The organism is Candidatus Margulisiibacteriota bacterium, assembly GCA_041658645.1.
In the GTDB taxonomy this organism is placed as follows: domain Bacteria; phylum Margulisbacteria; class WOR-1; order O2-12-FULL-45-9; family XYB2-FULL-48-7; genus JBAZZV01.
Genome location: JBAZZV010000013.1, coordinates 1 through 26,229 on the forward strand (window position 1 = coordinate 1; position 26,229 = coordinate 26,229).

General features: G+C 52.1%; 24 protein-coding genes. 9 read left to right on the forward strand and 15 right to left on the reverse strand.

Translation table 11 applies throughout. The features are described from left to right. Positions 1–191 precede the first annotated feature (191 nt). Together WC903_08630 and WC903_08635 are read left to right on the forward strand one after the other, a co-directional pair. On the forward strand, positions 192–1,019 hold the full coding sequence (locus tag WC903_08630; GenBank protein MFA5894008.1) for a GGDEF domain-containing protein: 828 nt from the start codon (positions 192–194) through the stop codon (positions 1,017–1,019). A gap of 103 nt (positions 1,020–1,122) precedes the next feature. Next, positions 1,123–3,138, forward strand: a complete 2,016-nt coding sequence (locus WC903_08635; protein ID MFA5894009.1) for a hypothetical protein — start codon at positions 1,123–1,125, stop codon at positions 3,136–3,138. Positions 3,139–3,148: 10 nt separating this feature from the next. Here the strand turns inward: WC903_08635 and cimA are convergent, their stop codons facing one another. The 3 genes from cimA to arsM form a co-directional block, all read right to left on the reverse strand. Beyond that, positions 3,149–4,705: a citramalate synthase gene (gene cimA, locus WC903_08640; protein ID MFA5894010.1), complete on the reverse strand. Its 1,557-nt coding sequence runs from the start codon at positions 4,703–4,705 to the stop codon at positions 3,149–3,151. A gap of 6 nt (positions 4,706–4,711) precedes the next feature. Further along, on the reverse strand, positions 4,712–5,665 hold the full coding sequence (locus tag WC903_08645; GenBank protein MFA5894011.1) for an SPFH domain-containing protein: 954 nt from the start codon (positions 5,663–5,665) through the stop codon (positions 4,712–4,714). 120 nt (positions 5,666–5,785) lie between these two features. Then, positions 5,786–6,496: an arsenite methyltransferase gene (gene arsM / locus WC903_08650; GenBank protein MFA5894012.1), complete on the reverse strand. Its 711-nt coding sequence runs from the start codon at positions 6,494–6,496 to the stop codon at positions 5,786–5,788. A gap of 76 nt (positions 6,497–6,572) precedes the next feature. Between arsM and WC903_08655 the strand changes: the two genes are divergently transcribed. Next, positions 6,573–7,208, forward strand: coding sequence for a hypothetical protein (locus WC903_08655; GenBank protein MFA5894013.1), 636 nt, complete (start codon positions 6,573–6,575; stop codon positions 7,206–7,208). Positions 7,209–7,486: 278 nt separating this feature from the next. On the opposite strand, the gene WC903_08660 is transcribed toward WC903_08655, so the two are convergent. The 3 genes from WC903_08660 to WC903_08670 form a co-directional block, all read right to left on the reverse strand. Continuing rightward, the gene (locus WC903_08660) at positions 7,487–9,052 is read right to left on the reverse strand and encodes a hypothetical protein (GenBank protein MFA5894014.1); all 1,566 of its coding nucleotides are present in this window, start codon (positions 9,050–9,052) and stop codon (positions 7,487–7,489) included. Between the two features lie 143 nt (positions 9,053–9,195). Then, positions 9,196–9,816: an NUDIX domain-containing protein gene (locus tag WC903_08665; protein MFA5894015.1), complete on the reverse strand. Its 621-nt coding sequence runs from the start codon at positions 9,814–9,816 to the stop codon at positions 9,196–9,198. Positions 9,817–10,056: 240 nt separating this feature from the next. Beyond that, on the reverse strand, positions 10,057–10,650 hold the full coding sequence (locus WC903_08670; GenBank protein MFA5894016.1) for a hypothetical protein: 594 nt from the start codon (positions 10,648–10,650) through the stop codon (positions 10,057–10,059). Positions 10,651–10,795: 145 nt separating this feature from the next. Here WC903_08670 and WC903_08675 point away from each other — a divergent pair, with 145 nt between their 5' ends. The 6 genes from WC903_08675 to pta are packed head-to-tail and all read left to right on the forward strand — an operon-like array spanning position 10,796 to position 16,241. Continuing rightward, entirely contained in the window at positions 10,796–11,803 is a 1,008-nt protein-coding gene (locus tag WC903_08675; GenBank protein MFA5894017.1) for a Fic family protein, read from the forward strand. A gap of 46 nt (positions 11,804–11,849) precedes the next feature. Further along, positions 11,850–12,875, forward strand: coding sequence for a hypothetical protein (locus tag WC903_08680; GenBank protein MFA5894018.1), 1,026 nt, complete (start codon positions 11,850–11,852; stop codon positions 12,873–12,875). A gap of 47 nt (positions 12,876–12,922) precedes the next feature. Next, positions 12,923–13,630 carry a hypothetical protein gene (locus WC903_08685; GenBank protein MFA5894019.1) on the forward strand — a complete coding sequence of 236 codons (708 nt, stop codon included), beginning with the start codon at positions 12,923–12,925 and terminating at the stop codon, positions 13,628–13,630. A gap of 46 nt (positions 13,631–13,676) precedes the next feature. Further along, entirely contained in the window at positions 13,677–14,315 is a 639-nt protein-coding gene (locus tag WC903_08690) for a uracil-DNA glycosylase (GenBank protein MFA5894020.1), read from the forward strand. Continuing rightward, entirely contained in the window at positions 14,312–15,238 is a 927-nt protein-coding gene (locus WC903_08695) for a DUF362 domain-containing protein (protein ID MFA5894021.1), read from the forward strand. Before WC903_08690 ends, WC903_08695 begins: the two co-directional genes overlap by 4 nt. Positions 15,239–15,245: 7 nt before the next feature. Continuing rightward, the gene (gene pta / locus WC903_08700; protein MFA5894022.1) at positions 15,246–16,241 is read left to right on the forward strand and encodes a phosphate acetyltransferase; all 996 of its coding nucleotides are present in this window, start codon (positions 15,246–15,248) and stop codon (positions 16,239–16,241) included. A 1-nt stretch (position 16,242) separates the two neighbouring features. Here pta and rfbB read toward each other — a convergent pair whose 3' ends face one another. The 9 genes from rfbB to WC903_08745 all read right to left on the reverse strand — a co-directional run bounded on the left by rfbB (position 16,243) and on the right by WC903_08745 (position 26,113). Further along, positions 16,243–17,256, reverse strand: coding sequence for a dTDP-glucose 4,6-dehydratase (rfbB, locus tag WC903_08705; protein MFA5894023.1), 1,014 nt, complete (start codon positions 17,254–17,256; stop codon positions 16,243–16,245). Then, positions 17,253–17,969 carry a sugar phosphate nucleotidyltransferase gene (locus tag WC903_08710; GenBank protein MFA5894024.1) on the reverse strand — a complete coding sequence of 239 codons (717 nt, stop codon included), beginning with the start codon at positions 17,967–17,969 and terminating at the stop codon, positions 17,253–17,255. The genes rfbB and WC903_08710 overlap by 4 nt, the downstream gene beginning before the upstream one ends. After that, positions 17,966–18,682, reverse strand: a complete 717-nt coding sequence (gene rph / locus WC903_08715) for a ribonuclease PH (protein MFA5894025.1) — start codon at positions 18,680–18,682, stop codon at positions 17,966–17,968. The genes WC903_08710 and rph overlap by 4 nt, the downstream gene beginning before the upstream one ends. Beyond that, positions 18,683–19,114, reverse strand: coding sequence for a hypothetical protein (locus tag WC903_08720; GenBank protein ID MFA5894026.1), 432 nt, complete (start codon positions 19,112–19,114; stop codon positions 18,683–18,685). A 1-nt stretch (position 19,115) separates the two neighbouring features. Continuing rightward, complete coding sequence (coaD, locus tag WC903_08725; GenBank protein ID MFA5894027.1) at positions 19,116–19,601, reverse strand: pantetheine-phosphate adenylyltransferase; 486 nt, start codon at positions 19,599–19,601, stop codon at positions 19,116–19,118. Beyond that, positions 19,598–20,119, reverse strand: a complete 522-nt coding sequence (gene rsmD / locus WC903_08730) for a 16S rRNA (guanine(966)-N(2))-methyltransferase RsmD (GenBank protein ID MFA5894028.1) — start codon at positions 20,117–20,119, stop codon at positions 19,598–19,600. Before rsmD ends, coaD begins: the two co-directional genes overlap by 4 nt. Beyond that, complete coding sequence (gene recG / locus WC903_08735; protein MFA5894029.1) at positions 20,076–22,088, reverse strand: ATP-dependent DNA helicase RecG; 2,013 nt, start codon at positions 22,086–22,088, stop codon at positions 20,076–20,078. Before recG ends, rsmD begins: the two co-directional genes overlap by 44 nt. A 65-nt stretch (positions 22,089–22,153) precedes the next feature. Beyond that, on the reverse strand, positions 22,154–24,250 hold the full coding sequence (locus WC903_08740) for a leucine-rich repeat domain-containing protein (protein ID MFA5894030.1): 2,097 nt from the start codon (positions 24,248–24,250) through the stop codon (positions 22,154–22,156). Between the two features lie 51 nt (positions 24,251–24,301). Beyond that, positions 24,302–26,113 (reverse strand): leucine-rich repeat domain-containing protein, encoded by a 1,812-nt coding sequence (locus WC903_08745; GenBank protein ID MFA5894031.1) that lies wholly within the window; start codon positions 26,111–26,113, stop codon positions 24,302–24,304. Between the last annotated feature and the right edge of the window lie 116 nt (positions 26,114–26,229).

Here is a 26,229-nt window from a genome sequence, read left to right on the forward strand (position 1 = left end):
CTGCCAGCAGCCTGGCTAATACTTCTTTGATTTTCATCTTTTTACGTAGTTTCTTGAGGATTTGATCAGCGTAGCCCCAACCCCGCCCCCCAAAATCCTGCACACGATGTGGGTATATAGCCCAAAATAGTTACAAAAAAACTGCAATTTTACCCCAGTTCTTACGATATATATACGGAAGTGAGTGAAACATGATCACCGAAAGATTATCTAGAATGACTCTTAAATTGTTGGCAAATTACGGTCAAAGCGCCGTCAGAAAGCTGCTGAACGGCCACCCCAAAGCTTTAGCCAAACACCTGACTACTCGGTCATCTGGAAATATCGGCAACCCAATCACTGATAAATTAGCCAGACTAGCTATACGTGTTATTGAGCCGGACACACCCTCAAGCCAGCCTCTGATAGCGGAAGTTGCTAGATTAGGGACCGAACTTGAACAAGCCCAAGCGACAATTTTAGCGCTGAATGCTCAAGCGAAGCAATTGATACGCCGGGCTGAAGCGGCGGAAAAATTAGGTCAAACAGACGCTTTGACGCAACTTTATAACCGCGGTTTTGGTGATATCGCGCTTAGCCAAGCAATTAGTACTGCCGTCAGATATGATCAGCCTCTCTCGCTCATAATATTTGATATTGATTATTTCAAAAAAATAAACGATTGTTTCGGGCATTCAGTGGGTGACAAAGTCTTGTTCGAAGTGGCTACGACAATTAAAAACACCTTAAGATCGGCGGACATCCCTTTTCGATATGGCGGAGAAGAATTTGTAGTCATCTTGCCAGATACTCAAATATCAGGCGCCAAGATTGTGGCTGAAAAAATAAGGGCCGCGGTGGAAGCTCTCCAACTTAACAGTAAAGGAAAACAGATCACTGTAACGATAAGCGGTGGGATCGCCATTCTTAATAAGGACGAGGTTTCGGAAAATCTGATCAGCCGCGCCGACAGTGCTCTTTACCGGGCCAAAGAAAACGGCAGGAATCAGATCGAAACGGCCGAACAGTTAGCCGCTTAACTTGCCTGCCCGACATCAGCTTGTATTCGATCGAATCCACTAACGCCAGCCCGAAATCGTTTGAAATCCCCCGTCCGAACTGCCGACATTATTTTGATCACTCATGTTACTCCCGTTAATTGAAAGAAACAAAAAAAACGGCCCGACCTGCACCCTGGGGCGGTTGATCCGGACGTCGCGCGACGTCCTGGGACAAACGCGTTATCTGCAAAACACCGGGTTTTTTGACCGGGCGCAGCGGCTCACGCAGGCCCTGCGGGACAAAGCGGCCCGGGCCGGTTGTCTTAGCGATTTCCGGACCGGCCGGTTTTACGCCGCAGCGGAACTCGCTATTACTGCCCATATCCATGCCGCCGGAGAAAAAAAGGGACTGCCTATGCTGCGTAAGGGCGAGCTAGGCGAGCTATACGTTTATCATATGCTCCGAATAATAGAGCGCCTGACCAAAGATGACGTCCCATATCTCGGCTGGCAGGCTTACGCCGCCGCCTGGCTGCACGACACGGTCGAAGACACCAACCTCACGCTCGACCAGATCGAAGAGCTCTTCGGCGCCCGTGTCCGCGGGATCGTCGCTTCGCTGACCAACTTGAAAACGAGCAAGTACGAGACCAAGCTGCAGCAAGCCGGGCGCTACGAGCCGCTGTTCATCAAATCGACCATGCAGTACGCCGAAGCGTCCTATCTCAAGCTGGCCGACCTCTATGACTATTTTGCCACCTGCCGGGGCATGAAACCGGAGAGTATTTTTTATCATTACCGTTTTATCGACGAACTCGTCTATCCGCTGGCGACGACGGTGGTCGGCGCCAGGGAAATGGCGCTCGACGTCGCCAATAAGGCCTTGGCGATCGCTCTACCGGATGAGTATACACATTTTTCCGCCGCTTTAGCCAACCGGGCCGGGCGGACCGATCTGGCCGCGATCCGGGAGTTGATCGCCGGCGCTCTGCAGCCGGCCGTGCCGGGTACGACGGTTAATATCTCCCTCCGTACTCCGTACGAGATGCTGCTGAAATGGCGGATGGAGCGCGACCGGCAAAAACGGGAGGTCGACCAGAGTATCAGGCAGGCGAATACGCTTTATGAGTTCGACCAGCTTTCCGCAATTCGTGACAGCGCTCGTTTTACTTATGATGACTTCCCGCTCAAAGCACGCGATCTCGCCTTTTTCGACGTGATCGTCGGTTCGGCAAAAGATTGCTATGCCGCCCGAGCCGTCCTGACGGCGGCGCTGTCCGGCCGTTTTCCCCTCCTCACGGCCCGCAGCCGCGATTTTATCCGCTACACCAAGCCCAGCGCCTACCAGGCGCTGCACGACGAGTTCGGCAACAACGATCTTTCTTTCCGGACGAGGATCGCCGGCTCTAAAATGGCGGAGGTCAATCGCCTCGGGATCGCGCCCCACGTTTTCACGCCGACCGGCCTGACTGCTTTTACTTCGCCGCTCCTCGGCACCGATGTTTTAGAACAAGTCCAGTTGGCCGACCGCGCAGGACGCCGGCGGATCATGCAGCGGCTCCCGGGGGTCCGGCGGGTCAGCGTCACGGTCACCGGTCCGGATAAGCGGTCCAATCCGCGCATCTTCAATCCCTGGGTTTATCAGCACGGGAGTTGGTTCGACCTGGCCGCGACGATCAAGCCGGGGTTCGCGCTGACATTGAGCGAGGCCAAATTGGACGAACAGTCGTATGCCGGAACGGAGCTGGCGGCAGAAAGCAACTGGTTCACCGGCCAGTCGGTCGCCCTCACCCTGGCCCGCAACTTCGCCGGCCACGATCTTTACGCGCTGTTACAGGAGCCGGACAATCTCGACCGGATCAGGCGCTACGTCGCGGCCCGGCCGGAAAAGCAGCAGGTCGATATCGGCCGCCGGATGATCAAGCGCGCGCTCGCGGCCGCCGCGCAAAAGGGCCAACCGGTCCCGGATTTTTTGATATTCGATATCAGTCTTCAGCCGCTCGAGCGGGCCGAAAAAGAGGATGCGGTCTTTGAATTGATCGAGAAGCGCGTCCGCTGGTCGACGCCGGAGCAGTTTTACCGGCTGGTCGCCCTGGGCCAAATGAAGATTACCGACATGATCTATTATTTCATCAGCGCGGCGGGATATTTCTTGTAGCCGCGGAATATTATTTTTTCAGCAGTTTATATTCGATCGAATCAACCAGCGCCAGCCAGCTCGCTTCAATAACGTTAGTTGAAACTCCAACCGTATTCCAAACGTTCTTTTCATCGGCCGATTCAATAATGACGCGCACTCTGGCGGCGGTACCGGCTTCACTATTCAGGACCCTGACCTTATAATCGGTCAACTTCATCGTCTTCAGATCGGGATAAATATTTTCCAGCACCTTGCGCAGGGCCGCGTCGAGCGCGTTGACCGGTCCATCCCCCTCGCCGACCGCGTCAAAGAGCTTGTCTTTGATTTTGATCTTAAGATGGGCGGTGCTCTGCGTCGCTCCCCCCCCTTCTTTGGCGGTCTGAATATTAAAATCTTCCAGCGCAAAGAACGGCTTGAACTCACCCAGCGCGCGTCTGACTAAAAGCTCGAATGAAGCTTCTCCCTCTTCAAAAGAATAACCCTGGTTCTCCAGCTCTTTGAGCGTTTTGATCAGCGCTTTGGTCTCTTTCGATTCTTTCTTGAGATCGATGCCGTACTCTTCGGCTTTGACCAGCAAATTGCTGACACCGGAGAGTTCCGAGATCGTCACTCTTCTCTCGTTGCCGACCAGCTCTGGTTTGACATGTTCATAGGTCCCCGGGTTCTTGACGACCGCGCTGACGTGGATCCCCCCTTTATGGGAAAAGGCCGAGCGGCCGACGAACGGCTGGTGCGCCGATTGCGGCAGGTTGGCGATCTCGGCGACATGGCGCGAAATCTCGGTCAATCTTTCAAGCTGGGCGTCGGTCACGCAGTCGATCTTCATTTTTAGCTTGAGGATCGGGATGATCGAACAGAGGTTGGCGTTGCCGCAGCGCTCGCCGTAGCCGTTGATCGTCCCCTGGACGTGAGTGCAACCGCAATAGACCGCCATGCCGGAGACCGAGACCGCGCAGTCGGAATCGTTATGGGCATGGATGCCAAAGGGAACTTTTATTTTGGTTTTGACCTCGTTCAGGATGATCTCGGTCTGGAAAGCCAGCGTGCCGCCATTGGTATCACAGAGACAGAGAATGTCCGCCCCCGCCTCTTCCGCCGTCTTCAATACTTGCAAGGCGTATTCTTTGTTGGCTTTGTAACCGTCAAAAAAATGTTCGGCGTCGAAAACGACCTCTTTGCCGGCTTGCTTGGCGTAAGCGACCGTCTCTTTGATCATCAGCAGATTTTCTTCCAGCGTCGTCTTGAGCGCGTCGGTCACGTGAAAATCCCAGGTTTTGCCGAAAATCGACACGACCGGGGTTGCTGCCGCCAGCAGTGTTTGGATATTTTTATCGTCTTCAACCTTAACCTTGGGCCGCCTGGTCGAGGAAAAAGCAACGATCTGCGCGTTCTTGAGCTTAACGTCCTTGATCGCCTTAAAAAATTCGATATCTTTCGGGTTCGATCCCGGCCAGCCCCCCTCGATGTAGTGGACCCCGAGCTCATCGAGGAGTTTGGCTATTTTCAGCTTGTCTTCCAGGGAAAACGATATCCCCTCGGTCTGGGCGCCATCGCGCAAAGTGGTATCGAAAAGCTTGACCTGCATGAGTAGTTATTCTTTTTTCAATGAACCGGCAAAAGCCCGGACCGCTTCCATTAGCTCCAGCGGCACCGCGAGCACGACAGTATTGGAGGCGGAGGGACCAAGGCCGTCGATCGTCTGCAGGGACCGAAGTTGCATCGCGCCGGGGCTGGAGAACATCGTCTTGGCCGCTTCCGCGAGGTTGACTGCGGCCAGCTTGTCCCCTTCCGCCTTGGTGATGTTGGCCCGTTTTTCCCTTTCCGCCGAAGCCTGGCGCGACATCATTTTTTTCAGATCTTCCGGCATATCGATGTCCTGCATCTTGATATTGGTGATCTCGAGTCCCCAGTTCTTGCTCTCGGCCAGGACGATCTTTTCGATCTCTTCCCCGATCTTTTGTCTTTCGGCCAGCAATTCGTCCAGCGTCATCCCGCCAATCACGTCGCGCAGGGTCGCCTGGGCGTAATTGGTGACGGCATAGGTATAATCCTGGACCTTGATGATCGCGTCCGCCGGCTCGACCACCTTGACGTAGAGGACCGCGTTGATCGAGACCGGGACGTTATCTTTTGTTATGACCTGTTGTTTGGGGATATCGAGGGTTTGGATGCGCGTGTCGACCATCGCCACCGTATCGATAACGGGGATGATCAGGAACAAACCCGGGCCGCGGAGACCGTTGAATTTACCCAGCCTGAAGACCAGTCCTTTTTCCCACTGGGCAGCAATGCGCGCGGCGGAAGAAATGATCCAGGCAAAGACGAAGAAGGCGAATTCGAGCAGCGAGAAGACCAGCGCGCTGCCGGTCGCCATGTACGAAGAAAAAGCAAAGATAGTCCCGCCAAGAAATAAAGCAAAAAATATCAGCGTGGCTACTCCATTGAACATTCTAACCGTTCCCCCTTTATTCAACCTGAATTTACTGACCAGAGCCTGCAACTCCTGATTTTCCGGCATACCTGGCGTTTCGTCCTGTTCTGCCATGCGGCGATTATACCTTAAGCTATTTGGAGAATGCAACCCTGATAATTGACAAGTTGTTTCCCGCAGCGGCAAAAGGTCTTCAGGCTCAGCCTGCCTTCGCCGGAAGCGACAGCAAAATAATTATTTCGTTCCGGCCAATTTAATGCTGGCGGCATATTGAGCGAAAGGGACCTCGTCCACGACTTTTAGCTTTTTGAACCCGGCTTTCTTCGCCAAGCCGATATAATCTTTTTTCATGATCGCGCCGGCGATACAGCCGACGTATGCTTCTTTTGAATTCTTTACAGACGCCGGCAATGCTTTTAGGAGGACGATATCGGAAACCATCAACCGGCCGCCCGGTTTGAGAACGCGAAAGGCCTCTTTAAAGACCTTTTCTTTGTCCGTCGAAAGGTTGATGACGCAATTCGAGATAACGATATCGACCGAATTGCATGCTACCGGCAAATGTTCGATCTCGCCTAATCGGAATTCAACATTAGTATACTTCCCTTTGCGTACATTCTGCCTCGCCTTCTCTACCATTTCCGGTGTCATATCGACGCCGATGACCTGGCCTTTTTTGCCAACCTTTTTCGCGGCGAGGAAACTATCAAAGCCGGGGCCGGAACCGAGGTCGAGTACAGTCTCACCTGATTTGATCGAGGCCAGAGCGATCGGATTGCCGCAACCGAGGCCAAGATTGGCCCCTTCCGGCACGGAAGAGATATCCTTATCAGAGTAGCCGCTCCCACAAGAACACGACTGCGCCGGACCACAGCAGGAACTCCCGGCTTTGGCAATCGCCCCGTAGCTTTCGCGGACTTTCTGCTTTATATGTTTTGATTTCATTTATTAGTTCCTCAAGGACATTATACTATAAACCCTGAAATACCCAGCAATATTCCCCGATAAATTATCAAACAATATGTCATTTCAATTTGATCCCAGATTTAATGTCGGGACAGCTCAATTTATGCGAGGTTTAAATCTAAATCGAAGAACACCTCTTGCCCAACGTGCTTGTGAGGCGGCGCAAGGACGGACAATTAGTTTGGAGCAAGCGCGGGCTCATAATCGTTTGGATAGATTTGAACTGGGCGGCAATCGTTTCCAGCTATTTCACTCTGGAGGGTATGACAACGCCGAATTAGCCGCTCTGGTCATTTCGCATCTTGGTTCAGCTTTTAAGGATTGGTCGATCGGCATTTATTTTTCGCAAGGTGCGGTCAAAACTTATGTCCTTCTAAAGGCCTCGCCGTTTAAGACCGACTTTTCTCCAAGTCTTTACGATCCTGCGGCAAAGGGCTCTGAAGTTTTCAATCTCAATTTTAATATCCACGAGGGCCGTATGGAATTGAGCCGTCTCACATCAAGGATACTGGGAAAAGGCGGCGCGGCGCTCATTGCACTATATAATGTTGCCAAAGGATCGGGAACCAGAACTATTAAATATTGCGTTCATGATCACAACCTGCACGCAAAGCGTTTTTACGCCCAGATGGATTTCGGCGCGCCAACCAACCCTCAATGGACAAAATGGGAAGCTAAAGTAGAAAGCTGAATTGCATATCCACAGCAGGAACTCCCCGTCTTAGCAATGGCTCCATAGCTTTCGCAGACTTTTTGCTTGATATGTTTGTGTTTCATGGATATCTCCTTATGTTATTATAATATAAAACTGTGCGGCTGAGAATTGGAGAACCTTGATATCCTATTTAACGACTCAATTACTCGACTATCTATTAAGTCGCTTAAGCGCGGGATCGGGCTTGGGTGGCTGAGGTGGAATTTGGGCGTTGTTGGGGGTTGTCATACAGATAAATATCTATAGCGTAATATTTAATTGTTTTCTTGTGTTTTAAGAGCCGCCTCAGCATCCACTGGAATAGTTTGCCAAATAGCATTCAACTCCTTGTCCAAAATTGGCGCGGATCTCATCTTCTCTTTTGCCTCAGTATCACCTAAATCAATTTCATTAAAACGACCTTCGAGCACACGCATAAATGCATAACAGCCAATATCAATAACAAATGCATGGTATGTCCCAGGCTGAGATTTATGAGTTAACGCTGTGCCAGCAATGTGAATAATACGGTAATCCAATAGGCGATAGAGCAGATTACGAATTTTATCTTCTTTTTGCAAGGTCGCTTCAGACACAATAATTATGTTTGTCTTTTTTGCAATACAAAACTGACGCAACGCATAAATTCCGCTTATCAACGCTTTTTGTTCATCCCCCTCAGAATCCTGTTTTAATTCCTCAATTCTTCTTTCAAAGTTAGATCGGCTCAATATTCTAACATCGTCTTTACCGATTTGTCCGTCCTCGTTTTCAGATTTAACTTTTTCTAAAACCTCAAGGAATAATGATAGACAATCACGAGGGACCCCTCCCCCAGCCAAGACAAGCCTCTCGAATCCATTCCCTTTAAAAAGATTATTAATATCCTGAGGTGTAAACCCAGCTAAACTACCAAATTGTTGCAATATTCTGCGATTTTGTTCAACGGTTCTAGAAAAATTAGTAAAAGTAAAATCAATGTCAATTGGTTGATAATCATGCCTCTCTTGGGCTCCGACCGGTTGTCCATTACTATCAATATATAATGTACTACCATGACGCAGTGTAGCCAATTTAAAAAATAAAGGGAGATCCTTACATAATCTATGAATAAAATCAATAACCAATGGTTGATCAACTCTTCTTAAATGATAAAAATCATCAATCTGTAAAAATATAGCGTCCACCGATTTTGACAGCTTGAAAAACTCTTTTATTTGGCGCTTAAGTTCTGGCAACCAATTGTTTAATTCATGCATCTTATTTTCATTTATTTTGTAATGCAGTTCTTTTTCTTGGGTTGTATCAGACAAGGAATCATCTAATGCCTCAAAACCTAATTTACTCATACCTACTTGGGCCCCTATCCCAGCCTGAATCTTTTGGTTGACCTGCGTTTTGGTAGCTTCTTTCTCGCGCACATCAGACTCTCTTTCGTCCTGCTTCCTTTTTAATTCATAAAGTTGTTTTCGAATACCAGTAATAAGTTCGCGCGATCTCTTTTTCCTGCCAAACCATCCTGAAAGGTTCTGCTCAAGCGTCCCAAATAAACTGTCCAATATTTCTATCAAAACATTAGGGAATGAATGCTTCTTAAAATCTTCACAATTTAAGTATATAGTTTTGATGCTTGGAATTTTCAATAGGCGCTTAGCTGACTCATTTAATAGAAGGGTTTTGCCGCACCCACGTCTGCCAAAAATAACATGATTCTGTCGCGCCATTACATCATCTAGCGTATTACCACTGTCTATGTATGGAATTTGGTGATCGCTATTTTGTTGAACTCTTAGGCATTCATTAATTACCGTTCTAAGCTTTCTAATTTTGTCTGCATTCATTACTATCACCCCTTAATAAACGATTTGGTTATTAATATATTCATCAATTATAGATGTATTCTCCCACCCCCATCTTTTGGTGTCAACTTAGGGAGCGTTATGCGGCATGCGGATGGGAGGCACGTTTCGTAGAAGCTGGGCCCTTAGGCTGTCAACAACTCCATGTGCCGCAGGTCTTCAATAAAACTTGGAGCAAACTTGGCCGGTTCCGATTTGTATAAGGCATTAAGCCCGGCAAGGCCGAAGAAGGCGGCCCAGGCGACTTCTGTATAGTTCGGATAGACCGGGCCGTCATAGTTACCGGTAAAGAGAGACACAAGTTCTTGGTTCTTTCCGCCGTTCGAGCTATAGAGATAGGTTGGATGGGTTATTACTAATTTGAGGCATTCTGTCCTAACGCCCAATTCTTCAAAAGCTTCTTTCTCCAACACTTTTGTCGGCGCAAGACCAAAAGGAACATGCCCGCCAACAGACTGGCTCAATTTGCCCGGCGATCCGTCTTTTTTCGGGCTTCTCATTTGGACAAGCAGGTTGCCCCGAGAGTTAAAGAGCAGCAAATGGACGGTCGCATGGCGGATGCCGTTGGCATGGGCGTCGCTGCGGTTAACGCAGCCCGCAACCTTGCCGGCGTTGTCAACAACCGCAAGCAGGTCAGTAGCGGGTGAATCACCGCTGACATAGCCCGACACGTGGGGCCTTTGTATTCTCGCCTTGCTGGTCAGATCGAGATATGCGATTTTTGCTTTAAGGCCCAATACAAGCATGATTTATTATCGGAGAGAGCGGAAGAAAATTTCAGGCAGTTTGGCCGATTTTGGTGTCAACTTGAGGAGCGGAACGCGGACTGCGGATGAGAGGCGCGTTTCGTAGTGCGCCGGGGACTTACTCGCCCTTTGCTTGCAAAAACTTAGCTATTTCTTTTGCCAGCTCGGGATCGATCTTGCCGAGTTCGGTTAATATCGGCCCCGATGGCACCCAGCAGCCGACGAATAGCGCTCATTTTTTTAGCGCCGGAAATCGATCAGCGGCACGGTGGGAGACAACACGTTACAGCTGATCGTGCCGTAATTCACCTTCTCCGGGTCCCGGATTACTTTCTCGGCATCGGAGGCGATCACCGTGATGTAAATAGTTTTGCCGCACCAGTAGACCATCACCGTGCTGTCGATGACCTGCGCGGTCGGCCCGATCACGGCCCCGTAAAGCATCTGCCCGCTGTTTTTGTCGACCCTCTCATAGACGGCGTCTTCGGGTTTTATTTTGTCCATCTCGATGCCGGGTGATAAACATTTGTTAATATAATCTTGTCGGGCTTTGATCAGGGACTGATGCAGGACCGTGGTTAGCTGGGCTTCGTTGCCGCGATAATCGATCTCGACCTGTTCCGCTATACCGAAACAACCATAGCTCCTGGCTCCGGTCCAAGCGTGAGTGACGCTCCTTTGAAACAACGCATAATTAGGCGGCCAAACCGTCTCTTTAGCCGGAGCAACCGGTGCGGTCGGCGTTTGACGAAGAACCGGGCTCTTCGCCTGGCAACCGGCCAGCGAACCGGTCAGGACCAGTGTCACAACCGAACTAATTTTTCTGATATTCATAATCATCCCTCCGGATCAATTTCGTCTCAAAGATCCGGTAATTTCACTTAATATTACCAGTATTTTCCGTGTTCTTGATCCGGCTTGACGCACCCCTTGACGCTTACTTGACGCTTTGCTATACTAGTGTCTTATGTTCGATCCGATGTATAAAATCACACCATATATGCTGAACCTGATCGACGAGACCAGCGCCCTGCGCGCCTGGATCGAGCTGGCGCCTCTGCAAGTGGCCTGGCTGCCGGTACTGCAAAAAGAGGCGCGCGCCAAGACCGCGCATTTCTCGACCTCGATCGAAGGTAACGTCCTGACCCTGGCCCAGGTCCGCGCCGTCGAGCGCGGCGAGCCGATCGGCGCGGCGCAAACGCAGGAGCAGGAAGTCGCCAATTATCTCAAAGCCATGCGCTGGATCGAAACCGGAGCGGATAATAAACTTGATGAGAACGCCGTTTTACAGCTTCACAAGATCATCACCCGGGGACTGCTCGACAGCTCAAAGTCCGGCCGCTATAAAGAAAAACAGAACTGGGTGGTCGACGAGAACAAGATCAAGGTTTTCTCGCCGACTTCGCCCAAAGAAACTCCCCAAGCGGTTGAAGAATTGCTGGACTGGCTGAACAATCACGAGACAAGGCAATTACACAGCATCCTGGTCTGCGCCCTCTTCCATCACCGTTTCGTCTCCATCCACCCCTTCTCGGACGGTAACGGCCGCCTGGCCCGGGCGCTGGGGACGCTGATCCTCTATCAACGGGACTACGACCTGCACCATATTTTCAGCCTCGATGAATACTTTGCCGGCAACCGGCAGCGCTACTATCAAAAACTCCAGCAGGCCCGCGCCCTGGACGGCAACCTGACCCATTGGATCGAATATGTCGCCGAAGGCGTGGTCAAAACCTTGAAAAACGTCAAAGCGCGGATCGAGGGCCTGCAAGTCACGGCTTCTTACCCGGTCAATTTGTCGCCCAAACAGGAAGAGGTGCTGCGGATCCTGCGGGACAATCCCGCCCTGCGGGTCGCCGAATTCAAGGACCAGCTTAACGTAACCAGGGCCCGGGTCAACCAGATCTTGACCCCCCTGATCAAAAGCGGCCTGGTCATGAAAGAAGGGGAAAGCCGGGCGACCCGGTACAAACTGAATATCCACTAGTTGAAATTTTTGCTGATTTTTTACGATATATAACCAGAGGGAAAATATGAGGATACCAAGGGTCATTAATTCAACTATTCACGGCACCGGTCAATTTGAGGCCCCGGTCGGTCGTCATGAAATGACCGAGAGACTGCTGCTGAACCGGCTGGCCGCGCGTTTTTTTGAGCGGGCGACTTCGACCGGCAAAGCAATGCTCGATATTTTTGACGGCATAATGAAGAATGGACCGCTCATGAAACTTCTCTCTCCGGCAATGAACAGGGTTGATAGCCTCGGCCGGGATGAGATCGTCCGGCAAGCCAGAGCGGTCGTAAATGAATATGTTCAAGAAACCGCTTTTGCCGTTTCGGCCGGCCTGGTCGGCAGTGACCGGCTGGTCGAGAATTTCCTGGCACTGGCCCCGAACGGCGAGCTCGACCTGGGACAATTTTTAAATGCGAATCTCTCCGCTTTGCAAATGATCGGCGACCCGGCCAAATATGAGCTTTACCAAGCGGCGATCATCCCACGTTTCGAGAAAGTCTATCTCGTCCTCCGGGCGGGAGAGATACTCTCCGGCGGAAGTGTGATCACTATCGCCGCGGCTCCTTTTCAACCAAACCAGGTCACTGTCAGGCTTGAGCGGGGATCGATCGACGTTATCAATGGCAATATCGCTATTCAAAAATTAGACGAACAATGGCGCGACCTTCTTAGAGCGATAATCCTTGCTCCCCATCCCTTGCCGGCAAAAACAGAGTTGGAAACGGCGATCGAACAATTCCGTCAAATGTCCCCCGAAGAGGTCAGCGCCGAAGCCAAAAAATACGACCACGCGATCCACCAATCGGGGGAAGCCGACCTCCCCCATCCCCGCGACGCCAAAGAACTTGAAGAACGCGGGCTGAACTGGGCCGAAGCGGTCCTGATCGCTTACCGGACGGACAGCCGGAACGTCAAGCCGTCCGATCTCGTCGCGGCGTTCCGGACCGCCCTGGTCTGGTTGAGCAGCAAATACCATCCGGCGCGTTTTGCCACCCCTAAGGCAGATTTCCTCCCGCCAGAGATCCCGGCCTGGCAAAAAAAATAGCCTGAAATTACCTGCCTGTTTTCTTCGACGATTACCCGGGAGTTGCCATGTCAAACAGAGTCGTGTTTTACTTGCCAAGATTAGAACAATATTCGGAAGCGGACCTGCGCTTGGCCAATCGCCGCGCGCAGGACCTGATACGCCGCCGCCAGACCAAGGCCTTGAAATTTAACCCCAGCGGCGACACACCGACCGAGCAGGCCAAAAGGGTGATCGTCATGGCGCTGGCGGCCCAGAAAAAGTATGACCATATCTTCACCACCGCCGGCCTGGCCGCTTCGATTCATTCCTATGATGAATTCCAGAGGTTCAACCAGATTCTGGCCGACTATCCCGATCCGCTAAAAACGCTCCCCGGCGGTATGCAATTCACTTTAAAAACCGGTTTTAATTCACTGGAAATTGAAAATGACTTGACCAAGCTCTGTTTTAACGTTATGCAGCCGATCCATCCGATCGGTCCGCAGGACGCCTTTAAAGGACTGATCGCCCTGGCCTGCGCCCACGCCCAGATCAATTTCATGTACCAATGGTGCATCAATCTGGCCGGTGACCGGCCAAGGAATTATCAGGAAGTCTACATCAATCGGCCGATCGGCCTTGATTCCCAGCAAGTCAGAGATGCTATGCATCCTTACCATACAAGTCTCTTCTATCGAAGCGAATTTTTCCCGCCGATCCTGTATTTTGCCGTCAATTCATTAGTTGTTAAGACTCCCTCCAATCTCCCATTTAACATCAGGATCCCTTACTAACCTATATTTTTTTGTTTCCTTTTAACAAAAATGATAGAATTCTTGCATGGATCTCTTTTCAAATGAAACCGAGTTATCAAATCTCCCCTACGCGGAAGTAAAAGCCCTGGCCGAAAAATGCACCAAATGTCCGCTGGCCAAAGGCCGGACCAACGTCGTTTTTGGCAACGGCCCCGTCCCTTGCGACCTGATGCTGATCGGGGAAGCCCCCGGGGCGGATGAGGATGAACAAGGTTTGCCTTTTGTCGGCCGGTCCGGACAACTGCTGACCCAGATCCTCGCTTCGGTCGGGATCAAGCGCCCCGATAACATCTATATCGCCAACACCGTCAAATGCCGCCCGCCGGATAACCGGGCGCCGCTGGCGACAGAACAGGCCGCCTGCTCCCCCTACCTCCAGGCGCAGATCAGGCTCGTCAAACCAAAGATCATCCTCCTGGCCGGCGCTCCGGCGGTCAAGGCGATCCTCAAGTCCGACGAACCGATGACCAAGCTCCGCGGCCAGTGGCTCAAGCTCCCGGGGTCCGACATCTCGGTTATGCCCCTCTTTCATCCCGCCTATCTCCTGCGTAACCCCTCCAAGGAAAAAGGGAAACCGAAATGGCTGACCTGGCAGGATATTCAAGAAGTAAAGAACGCCCTGGATTTCCATAAGAAGGTCGCAGAACTAGCTAAAGACCAATGAGCCAGGTCTTTTTCACCAAGTCGCCGGATAAAGCCGCGGAATTGTTTGACCGCGCCGGTTTAGGCACCGTGATCACCCCCGGCGACCTCGTCGCCCTGAAAATCCACTTCGGTGAACCGGGAAATAAAGCGTTCATTAAGCCGGAGCGGGTCAAAACAGTCGTCGCCCGGATCAAACAGCTCGGTGGGAGGCCTTTCTTCACCGACGCCAACACCCTCTACCATGGCCGCAGGAACGACAATGCCAGCCATCTGGAAACGGCCCGCGAGCATGGTTATACGCTGGAGAAGACCGGCGCGGAAGTGGTGATCGCCGATGAACCGGGCGATTACCGCGGCCGGGAGCTGACGGTCAATTTTAAACACTTCAAGAAACTTTATGTCGCGCCAAAAGTTTTTACGGCTAAAAGCCTGGTCGTCCTGACCCATTTCAAGGGACATGAAGCAACTGGCTTTGGCGGCGCTTTGAAAAACGCCGGCATGGGGTTAGGCAGCAAATTAGGCAAGCTAAAAATGCACCAGGATTGTCCCAACTGCCCCGAGATCAAGAGTTGCCGCAAGAACCAGACGATCGAAGCGTGCTGGTTCGGTTCGCCCGAGTCGGTCCAGGAGAGAATGGCCGAATATGCCGCCGGGATATTAGAGCAGTTCAAAGGAAAGACCGCCTATCTCACTTTTGTCACCGATGTTTCGGAGAATTGCGATTGTTACCCGCTCAACTCCGCGCCGATCGTCCCCGACGTCGGCATTCTAGCCTCGTTCGATCCGGTCGCGATCGACCAGGCCTCGATCGATCTGGTCAATCAAGCCGCCGGCCGGGACATCTTTCACTCGCTCTATCCCGACGTTGACTGGCAGGTGCAGCTCAATTACGGGGAGTCGCTCGGCCTCGGTAGCCGGAAATATGAGCTTGTGGTAGAATAGACTCGTCATGGATTTCATCAACGACATCTGGAACAAGGCCAAGAAACTTAACAAGACGATCGTCCTCCCCGAGACCGAAGATGCCCGCGTTCTCAAAGCGGCCGAACTGATCAGCCGGAGCAAGCTCGCCCGGATCATCCTGATCGGTGAAGAGGCAAAAATGAAGGATGTCGCCGGCGCCGGAGACGTTGACCTCTCCCAGACGACCATCATCGACCCGCTGAAACATCAGAAGCTCGATAAATATATCCAGGTTTTAAAGGATAAGCGGGCCAGTAAAGGGATGACGATCGAGCAGGCCAGACAGCATTTGACCCGCGACTACCCCTACTTTGGCGCCATGCTGGTCGACGCCGGGGAAGCGGACGGGATGGTCACCGGAGCGACCCACTATACCGCCGACACCCTCCGGGCGACGATTGACTGCGTTGGCCGGGCCGCGGGCCAATCGATCATCTCCAGCTTCTTTGTCATGGTCCTGCCGGATAAGACCTATGGTGAGGATGGCGTGTTGTTCTACGCCGATTGCGGCGTTGTCCCCAACCCCAGCGCCGAACAGCTGGCCGACATCGCTATCCAAACCTCGGAATCATTCATTAAACTTATGGGGATCCAGCCGCGGATCGCCATGCTCTCTTTCTCGACCAAGACCTCGGCCGTCCATCCCGATGTCGATAAAGTCGTCACCGCCACCAGGCTGGCCAAACAAAAACGGCCGGATCTGATATTAGACGGGGAACTCCAGCTCGATGCCGCCATTATCCCCTCGATCGGCGAGCGGAAGGCCCCGGGGAGCCTGGTCGCCGGCCGGGCCAACATCCTGATCTTCCCCGACCTCGACGCCGGCAATATCGGTTATAAACTGACCGAGCGTTTGGCCAAGGCGCAGGCTTTCGGGCCGCTGTTACAGGGGGAAGCTAGGGCGGTCAACGACCTCTCGCGGGGTTGCAGCGTCGACGATATCGTCAACATCACGGCGATCACCGCGGTCCAAGCGCAGTAGACTACTTAGAATACCACTGTTGCTGGAACTCGAGGAATTCTTTCTGTTTGGTCTTGATCTTCTGCCACCAGCTTTGATTGTCTTTATACCAATTGACCGTCCGGGTTAAACCATCCGCGAAGCCGGTGCGCGGGTGCCAGCCGAGTTTCTTGACCTTACTGCAATCGACCGAGTAGCGCCGGTCGTGGCCCGGCCGGTCCTTGACGTATTCGATCGTGCTCTCCGGCAAACCGAGTGCTTTCAGGATCAGTTTCGTCACTTCTATATTCTGGTGTTCGTTCCCGCCGCCGATATTATAGACTTCGCCTTCTTTCCCTTTTTGCAGGACCAGGTCGATCGCCTCGCAGTTATCGACCACGTATAACCAATCGCGGACGTTCTTCCCATCTCCATAGAGGGGGAGCTTTTTCCCCTCCAGCGCATTGGTGATAAAAAGCGGCATCACTTTTTCCGGATACTGGTACGGGCCGTAATTGTTCGAGGAACGGGTGACCACGACCGGCAGACCATAAGTCTTGAAATATGAGCGGACGATCAGATCTCCTCCGGCTTTGGAGGCGGCATAAGGGGAATTAGGCTGGAGGGTCGACTCTTCCGTGAAGGAACCGTGTTCGGTACTCCCGTAGACCTCATCGGTCGAGATATGGAGGTAGCGGGCGACCTTGAACTTTTTGACCGCTTCCAGCAAGGTATAAGTGCCGTAAACGTCGGTCTTAACGAACGAGCCGGCCGAGACGATCGAGCGGTCAACGTGGGTCTCCGCCGCGAAGTTGACGACCACCCCGTCACAGCCGAGACGGGCGACCGTCTCTTCAACCACCTTCCCGTCGCAAATATCACCTTTAACGAAGGAGTAACGGTGGTCATTGGCCACGTCAGCCAGGTTTTCCAGATTGCCGGCGTAGGTCAGCTTGTCAAAATTAATGACCTCCGCCTCCGGCCGGGTGTTCAGGAGGTAACGGATAAAGTTGCTGCCGATAAAACCGGCGCCGCCGGTCACCAGATATTTCGTCACTTAGCCTTCCCTTCGATCATCATCGTCACCCGCTCCAGCGATTCAAAGGTCCCGGCATCGCTCCACCAGCCGCGCAAGGTATCGTAGGTCAGGTTCCCCTGCCGGAGGTAGGCATTGTTAACATCGGTGATCTCGAGCTCGCCGCGACCGGACGGTTTCAGCTTCCGGATGACGTTAAAGACCTGGTTATCGTAAAAATAGATGCCGGTCACGGCAAAATTACTCTTGGGCTTGGTCGGTTTCTCTTCGATTCCGAGGACCTTCCCTTCTTTCATCTCGACCACCCCGAAACGGCGCGGATCGGCCACTTCTTTGACCAGGATCTGGGCCCCCTCTTTTTGGGTGACGAATTTCTTGACGAACGGCTGGAGAGAGTCCTGGAAGATATTGTCCCCCAGAATGACAACTATCTTATCGTCACCCGTAAAGTTCTCGGCCAGACCGAGCGCCTGGGCGATCCCCCCCGCCTCATCCTGCACTTTATAGGTGAAACGGCACTTGAATTCCTTGCCGCTCCCCAACAGGTTAACGATATCACCCATGTGTTCGACACCGGTGACGATCAATATCTCCTCTATCCCCGCCTCGATCAGCTTCTTGATCGGATGATAGATCATGGGCAGACGGCCGACCGGCAGAAGATGCTTATTCGTCACCTTGGTCAACGGATAAAGCCTTGACCCCGTCCCGCCAGCTAATATAATGCCTTTCATTTGACTGCCAACACCTTCTTTTGCATTGTGATCAGCTGGGCGATCCCCTTTTCAGCCAGGTCGACCAGCTGGTTAAGGGTTTTCTTGGAGAACGGCTCGCTCTCCGCCGTCCCCTGCACCTCGACCAATTGACCGTTCTCGGTCATCACCACGTTCATGTCGACCTCGGCGCGGAAATCTTCTTCGTAAGGGAGGTCCAGCAAGGGTGTCCCGTCAACGACGCCGACACTGACCGCGGCGACGAACTGCTTGATCGGGCTCTCGCTGATCTTACCGTTCTTCAGCAGAAAGCTGACCGCGTCGTGCAAGGCGACGAAACAACCGGTGATCGCCGCTGTGCGGGTCCCCCCGTCAGCCTGAATGACATCGGCATCGATCAAGATCGTCCGCTCCCCCAGTTTTTTGGCATCGATGACCGCCCGGAGAGCGCGGCCGATCAGCCGCTGGATCTCCTGGGTCCGCCCTTTCGGCTTGAAGTTCTCGCGGTTGGAGCGGGTCGAGGTCGCGCCGGGAAGCATGGCGTATTCGGCCGTGACCCAGCCGGAACCGGAACCCCGTTTGTGATCGGGGACTTTTTCCTGGATCGAGGCGGTGCAGATCACCTTGGTCTCCCCCATCTCGATCAGGACCGAGCCGGCGGGATATTTGAGGTAATCGCGGGTGAGGCGGGTTTTCCGCAACTGGTTCGGCGTCCGTTTGTCCGCGCGTTTCATTTACTGTTGCTTGCCTGCCTGGGTAGTTTTGGAGAGCCGGTCGCGCCCCGCTTTAACGGTACGCAAGACCCGGGTCGAGGTCGATTCGAGGTTGGCCAGGACCTCATCGGCATACTTATCGGCTCCCTCACGGATCTCTTTGGCCATCTGGTACGCCTGTTCGATCACTTCAACCGCTTTAGACTCGCTTTGCGTCCGGCGGTCGCTCTCGGTCGGTTCGGCTTTTGGTTCAGCGTCGTGGTGGGCCGGCCCTTCACCCTTGCCGCCGATCGCCGTTCGGACGACGCCGCCGCCCCCCTGCACCACTATCCGGATCTTGTCGATCAATTTGAGTACCTTCTCCTCGTCCACCAGTAATTTCTTGGTAAAAGGGACCCGAGTACTGTCGAGGATCATCGATTCGAGCGTATCAATTAAGCCGAGGATTTCCATATTACCTAACTCCTTTTTTATCCTTCATCAGGCGTTTGGCCACCGCGGCCGGGACCAGGCCGGTGACATCCCCTCCATGGCGCGCGATCTGCTTGACAAAACTGGAACTTAGATAGGAATAACGGTAATCGGTCATCAGGAAGACGGTCTCGATCCCCGGCGCCATCCGCCGGTTGGTCAGGGCCATCTGGAATTCGTAATCGAAATCGGAGACGGCGCGCAGGCCGCGCACGACCGCGCAACCTTTTTGCTGGCGGACATAATCGACCAGCAAGCCGTCGAAACTGTCGACCGACACGTTGCGGCAGTGCGGGACCGACTGCCGGATCATCTCCATCCGCTGGCTAAAAGTGAACCGGGGCCGCTTGTCCGGATTATGGATGACCGCCACCACCACCCGGTCAAAAAGCTTGGCCGCCCGCTCGATAATGTCGAGATGACCGCTGGTGATCGGATCGAAACTGCCGGGATAGACCGCTACTTTCATCCTTGCCCCTTATAGAACGAGAGGACCGTTTCGCCGTAACGAGCGTCCCTCATCCTGACCAAATTACCGACCGTCTCCGCCAACTGGTGCTGCCGCCGGTGCTCGGCGACCATCACCCCGTCCGGCTTAAGCAAATTGCCGGCGGCGACCTGCGCCATCACCTTTTCCAGGACCGGGTTGTCGTAGGGAGCGCCCAGGAAGATGATATCGAATTGCGCGCCCTTGCCGCCCAGAAAACTGATCGCCCGGACCGCGTCCATGTTGAATATTTCCGCCTGGCCGGCACAACCGGCCAACGCCAAGTTTTGCCGGATCAGGTCGGCCGCCGGCCGGCCCAGTTCGACAAAAATAGCGGTTTGCGCCCCGCGCGACAACGCCTCGATCCCGACCGCGCCGGTCCCGGCAAAAACGTCCAGGAAACTGGCCTCGGCATTCTTAACCGCCAGGATATTGAACAACGCCCCCCGCGCCTGGTCAGTTAAGGGCCGGATCCCCCAACCTTTTTTGGGCGTTTTCAAACAAATACCTTTGGCTTTCCCAGCGATCACGCGCACTTTTTGGGTCCTCTTCGATCAACTCGAGCGCGGCCGCTCTGGCCTGCGTCAAAAGCTGTTCGTCACGTATTATATCAGCCACCCGAAAGTTTGGCAAACCTGACTGGCGCGCCCCAAACATCTCCCCCGGCCCGCGCAAACGGAGGTCGGCTTCGGCGATGGCAAAGCCGTCGGTCGTCTCGATCATCGCCTTGAGCCGGGCCCGGGCCTCGACCGTTTTCGGGTTGCCGACCAGGAAGCAATACGACTCTTCGCTTCCCCGGCCGATCCGGCCGCGCAGTTGGTGGAGCTGGGAAAGCCCAAAGCGCTCGGCATGCTCGATCACCATCAGGGTGGCATTGGCGACATCGATCCCAACTTCAATGACGGTCGTGGAAACCAGGAGTTGGATCTTCCCTTCCAGAAATTTTTTCATCACCTTCGCCTTATCCTCGCTCTTCATCCGGCCGTGCAACAGGCCAACCCGGAACTCGGGAAAGATATCTTTTTGCAGGCGATCGGCTTCATCGGACGCCGCTTTCAGGTCGAGTTCATCTGATTCCTCGACCAGCGGGCAGACGACGTAAGCCTGGCGGCCGGCCCGCAGTTTCTCACGGATAAAATCGTTCGCTCCAGCCCGCTTCCCTTCCGGGACATAATAGCTCCGGATCGGGACACGGCCGGGTGGTAATTCGTCGATGACCGACCGGTCAAGGTCGCCATAGAGGGTCAGGGCGAGGGACCTTGGGATCGGGGTCGCGGTCATGACCAGAAGATGCGGCGCCACCCCTTTGCGGGTCAAGGCGGACCGCTGGTGGACGCCAAAACGATGTTGCTCGTCGATCACCACCAGACCTAGATCGCGGAACTTTATTTTCGTCTCGATCAAGGCGTGGGTACCGATAATGATATCCTGTTCCGGGATGGCCGCCCGCAGTTCGTCTGTCACCGTAGCTCCGGTCAGTAATTCGATCTTCAGCTTGAACGGAGCGAAAAGCTCGGTCAGTTTGGCATAATGCTGGTTGGCCAAGATCTCGGTCGGCGCCAGGATCGCCGCCTGACAGCCGTTCCGGACGGCGATAAAGGCGGCCAGCGCCGCGATGACCGTTTTCCCCGAGCCGACATCGCCCTGCAGGAGCCGGTTCATCGGCCGGCCCTCTTTCAGGTCGTTATAAATGTCGGCCAGGACCCGCTCTTGCGCCCCGGTCAGTTTAAAGGGGAGCTGCTGACAAAACTCCGCGACCGCGGTTTCTTCGATCTTGAAGACCCTCCCCCGCAGCTCCGTCTTGAGCTGTTGGCGGTGGAGGAGCAGTCCGAGCTGGAAGATGAAGAGTTCGCTGTAGGCGAGGTAAGCGCGCGCCGGCTCGATCTCGGTGATCTTTTCCGGCTGGTGGAGCGTCTTGATGGCAACGCGCGCCCGTTCGTCCCGGACCTCCGACAGATATTTCTCCATGACCGTCTTGATAACCGAGCGAAGTTTCTTCGGGTATAGCCCTTCGGTCAAAGAGTATTTCGGCACTATTTTCAAGACTTCTCCGGTGTCGATTTCATAGTCACGAGTCAGCAGTTGGAGGAGACCGTCATATTTAGAGAATTCGACCCGGCCGGAGACGATCAATGTCATCCCCCGGCGGAAGATCCGCTGGAGGAAAGGCTGGTTAAAGAAGACCGCCTGAATGGTCGCGGTCTTATCAGTTAAGTAGACCTTGAGGATAGAAAAGCGGCCTCGCGTCTGCTGGTGCTCGACCCGGCTGATCTCCCCCCGGACCACCGCCAGGTCGGCCTGGCGCAGGCGGACAATCGGTGGAAGAGAGGTCCGGTCCTCCCATTCCCGCGGGACATAATAGAGGAGATCTTCGACCGTGCGCACGCCAAGCCGGGCAAAAACATTGGCCAGTTTCGGCCCGACCCCTTTAACGAATTGAACGGGGGTTTGAAGTTCTTTTTCAGCCATGACCTGATGGTCATTTTAGCACAATAGGAGCTGGCAAGCTCGTTGTCGGGACCAAAACCAAATTACTATGGGATCTTCATTATTATTTCTTTTGGAATTGAGCTAAGATCAATATCTGGCATCTCTTGCAGCACAAGGCTTTGTAACCCTGTTAAACCAGACAATGGTCGAAGATTAAGATTACTACTTTGAATTTTAGCCAGCTTCAGGATTCGTAACCCCGTTAAACCGGACAAGGGTTGAAGATCACCGACTGACATATCTGACATCATCAGGACTTGTAACCCCGTCAAACCGGACAATGGTCGAAGATCACTGACTGACATATTTCCCAGCCAAAGGTTTCGTAATCCTGTTAACCCAGCTAAGGGACGAAGATCGCTACTTGAAAACCCAATCAGAGTTAGCTGTTGCAATCCAGTTAATCCAGACAATGGTCGAAGGTCACTTACCTTTGTATTAGTCAGATAAAGTTTTTGCAATCCAGTTAATCCAGACAATGGTCGAAGGTCACTTACCTTTGTATTACTCAGATAAAGTTCTTGCAATCCAGTTAATCCGGACAAAGGTCGCAGGTCACTTACCGGCGTATTACTCAAATCAAGCCTTTGCAACCCACTTAAACCGGCTAAAGGTCGAAGATCACTTACTTGAGTGTCGCCTAAATGAAGCCTTTGCAATCCAGTTAATCCGGCCAGAGGGCGAAGATCACTTACCAGTCTCGAATAAGACAAGCTAAGATGTCTCAACCCGGTAAATCCGGCCAGAGGACGAAGATCGCTGACTGATGTCCCCAGCAATTCAAATGCTTCTATCCCTTCAGCGACTCTAGTAAATGGGCTAATATCATTGAATCGGGGAGAAAATATTGACACAACAATCTTGTTTGTGCTTGGGATCAGACTGACGACCATTTCATGAGGTTCATGAGTGCTAAAATCGCTACTTCGCGCAATCTCATTGGCGACCGCGATCGCTTTCATGGTTGCATCGGGCAATAAAGTGACATCAAGCGGAGTAATTTTCCCGGCCCGCGCCAAACGCTTTTCCCTTAGCTGTTCGTCGGCTGGAGCACGCCTCATTATAATATCCGGACCATCATACGCTCCTGCCCGGCCAGAGCTTATTTTCGAATTGAAATTTAGAGGTGAAGTCGGCCCCTCTACTGCGCCTGTTTGCTTTGGAGCATCTAGGTTCGCCTCGGCTATTAGGTATGGTCTATAAGCAGTTTCAAATTCCTCTGGAGTTTGACCTTGATACTGGTCAACCCCCATTTGCACAAACGTCAAAGGATGATATAGATTACATTTCCATTGTTTCTGCGGAGCGGTCACAATGTTCTGGTTTATATCCAAATGTATCAAGGATTGTTCTTTCCGGTTAAATATGCCAAGGTCGAAATGGCGGCCGGCATATTTTAATATTACAAACTCTTCGCTTGGCCCGAGCAACTTCTGAGCGGAAGGGTCGGCTAAAATTAATTCATATTTTGTTCTAAGTGTGCATTCCTGCCCGCCGTCCGGAACGAGCATAGAGGGTAAAACGCCCGCTCCCGGATCCGGAGTGGATTTTGAGGTGACGATTCGCATTAGACTTAATAGCTTTTCTTCTCGGCTAAGACGGGGATCCTCAGATGTCCCCTTAAAAGCTTGTAGGTCATTTTTGACGATCTGCATCAAATCCGGCAAGCTTTCATTGGGCATTAAATAAACTTTTTCTTCCGCCCGCTGGGCGTAATATTCGAAAGGAATAAGGAATGCGCCGAAATCGATGCTGGTTTTACCGGTTTTCTTGAATTCATCCAGATATTTCTCTCCCTGCTTAAGGAATTCATCACGTTTGATCCTGTACGCTTCTCTTTCCGCAGGAGAAAGGGGATTATCCTTGACAGTCGGATGGTCCAGGTCTTCTTGAGCTTCTTCGCCGGCATTCACAATTGAGTGGCAAACTTGGCTACTAGCTGCAACGCCTTTAGGCAAAAGATCGGGAACGGCAAAACAAACTGTCTGATTTTCCTGTCCTAAACTTACTGTTCGGGGTGTAATTGAGCTTCCGGTCTTGACGGCAACCAGATGCGCGGCAATGGATAGGCCGACGGACAATTGAAATTTCCGGGCGCGGACCTGACTCGCTATTCTGGTCATTAATCCATTTATTTGCATTTTTCTATTCTTCCCTACTTATTATTCCTTGTGGAATTGAGCTAAGATTACCTACTTGCGTGCAAATCGTCCATTATATGGAAACGCAGTTAAACCGGTCAAGGGAAGAAGATCATATACTCCCATATCATTCAGCCCAATAAGTTTCAGCCCAGTTAAACCGACCAGAGATTGAAGATCACTAACCTGTGTCTTTGTATTTCTCAAATCAAGGTCTTGCAATCCAGTTAAACCAGCTAAAGGCCGAAGGTCACTAACCTGTGTATTAAGCAAATAAAGGTATTGCATCCCCGTTAATCCAGCCAGAGGCCTAAGATCGCTGACCTGTAAATTACTTAGATCAAGGACTTGTAACCCCGTTAAACCAGCTAAGGGTCGAAGGTCACTAACCTGTGTATTATTCAGATAAAGTTTTTGCAATCCAGTTAGTCCGGACAATGGCCAAAGGTCACGAACTTGTGTATTATCCAGAACAAGGTTTTGCAATCCCGTTAATCCAGCCAAAGGTCGAAGATCACTGACTGACGTCCCAAGCAAATTAAGTTCTTCGATTTCTTCTGTTACACCAGCCAATTGGCTAATATCCTTTAGCCGGTTCGAGTGCATTATAGACACACTAATTTTATTTGTGTCCGGATTTAAAGTCATGCCCAACTCATCAGGGGCAAGATCATTAATTTGGCTTAATTCATCAACGGCACGAATCGCTTTCATGGTTGAATCCGGCAGTAAAGCGGCTTCAATCCTTGCCCGCGCCAAACGCTTTTCCCTTAATTGGTCACCGGCCGATTCGCGCTTAGCAATCACTTCATATCCTCGGAAAGAAAACTTAGATCTAACACCGGGCAAATCATCAAAAAAGTCCAGTGGAGATTTCGGCCCCGTAAATTTCCCCGGATCGCCAATTGGAGCATCATTTCTCTCATTGGCCTGGGCCACTAAATACTGATTGTAGCTTTGGGCGCTTTGGTCGTTGTCACTTGCATGTTTTTCAACTTCCTCAACATGCAATCGCACTTCTATATGAGGATCGTATAAACTTGCCCGCCATCTTCCCTCAATCATATTCATCTTAACCCAAAAGACAGTCTGTTTTTTTTCATTATAAATGCCCAAGTCATGGTGCCGGCCGGCGTATTTTCCCACAATAAATTTTTCCCCCGGCTCCAGCAACTCCCCACTAAAATGATAAGCTATAGCAAGCTCATAAAGAGATCTTGTATGGCACTCCTGTCCGCCCTCTGGCACCAACAAAGAAGTAATTATGTTCGCCCCGGGGTCGGGAACCGACTTTGATTCCACCATTGCCACCAGCCGCAGGAATTTCTCTTCCCTGGTTAAGCTCTCGTCTCTGGCAATAGGCGCGAAAGTTTCAACATCTTGCTGGTACATCATTAACAGTTCTTCGCGACTATCCTTCGGCATCAAATAAGCGGCTGGATCTAAATGCTGGGCGTAATATTCAAAAGAGATAAAGAATTCACCAAAATCAAGATCGCTTTTCCCTTCCCTGGCATACTGTTCCAGCGCCCCCTTCCCTTTGGCCAAATATTCGTCTAACCCTCTGCGATAGACGACCGCTTCTTCCGGTGAAATGTGATTTTCTTTAATAGTCGGATGGTCCAGGTCATCTTGCGCTTCCGCAGCATTCACAATTGAATGGCAAACTTGGTTACTATCTGCAACGCCTTTAGGCAAAAGATCGGGAACGGCAAAACAAACTGTCTGATTTTCCTGTCCTAAACTTACTGTTCGGGGTGTAATTGAGCTTCCGGTCTTGACGGCAACCAGATGCGCGGCAATGGATAGGCCGACGGACAATTGAAATTTCCGGGCGCGGACCTGACTCGCTATTCTGGTCATTAATCCATTTATTTGCATTTTTCTATTCTTATTTACCTATATTTATCGGTAATTTTAAGGGAATATTTCAAATTATTTTATATTTGGTGGGCTCTGACAGAGGCTATTCTTTGAGG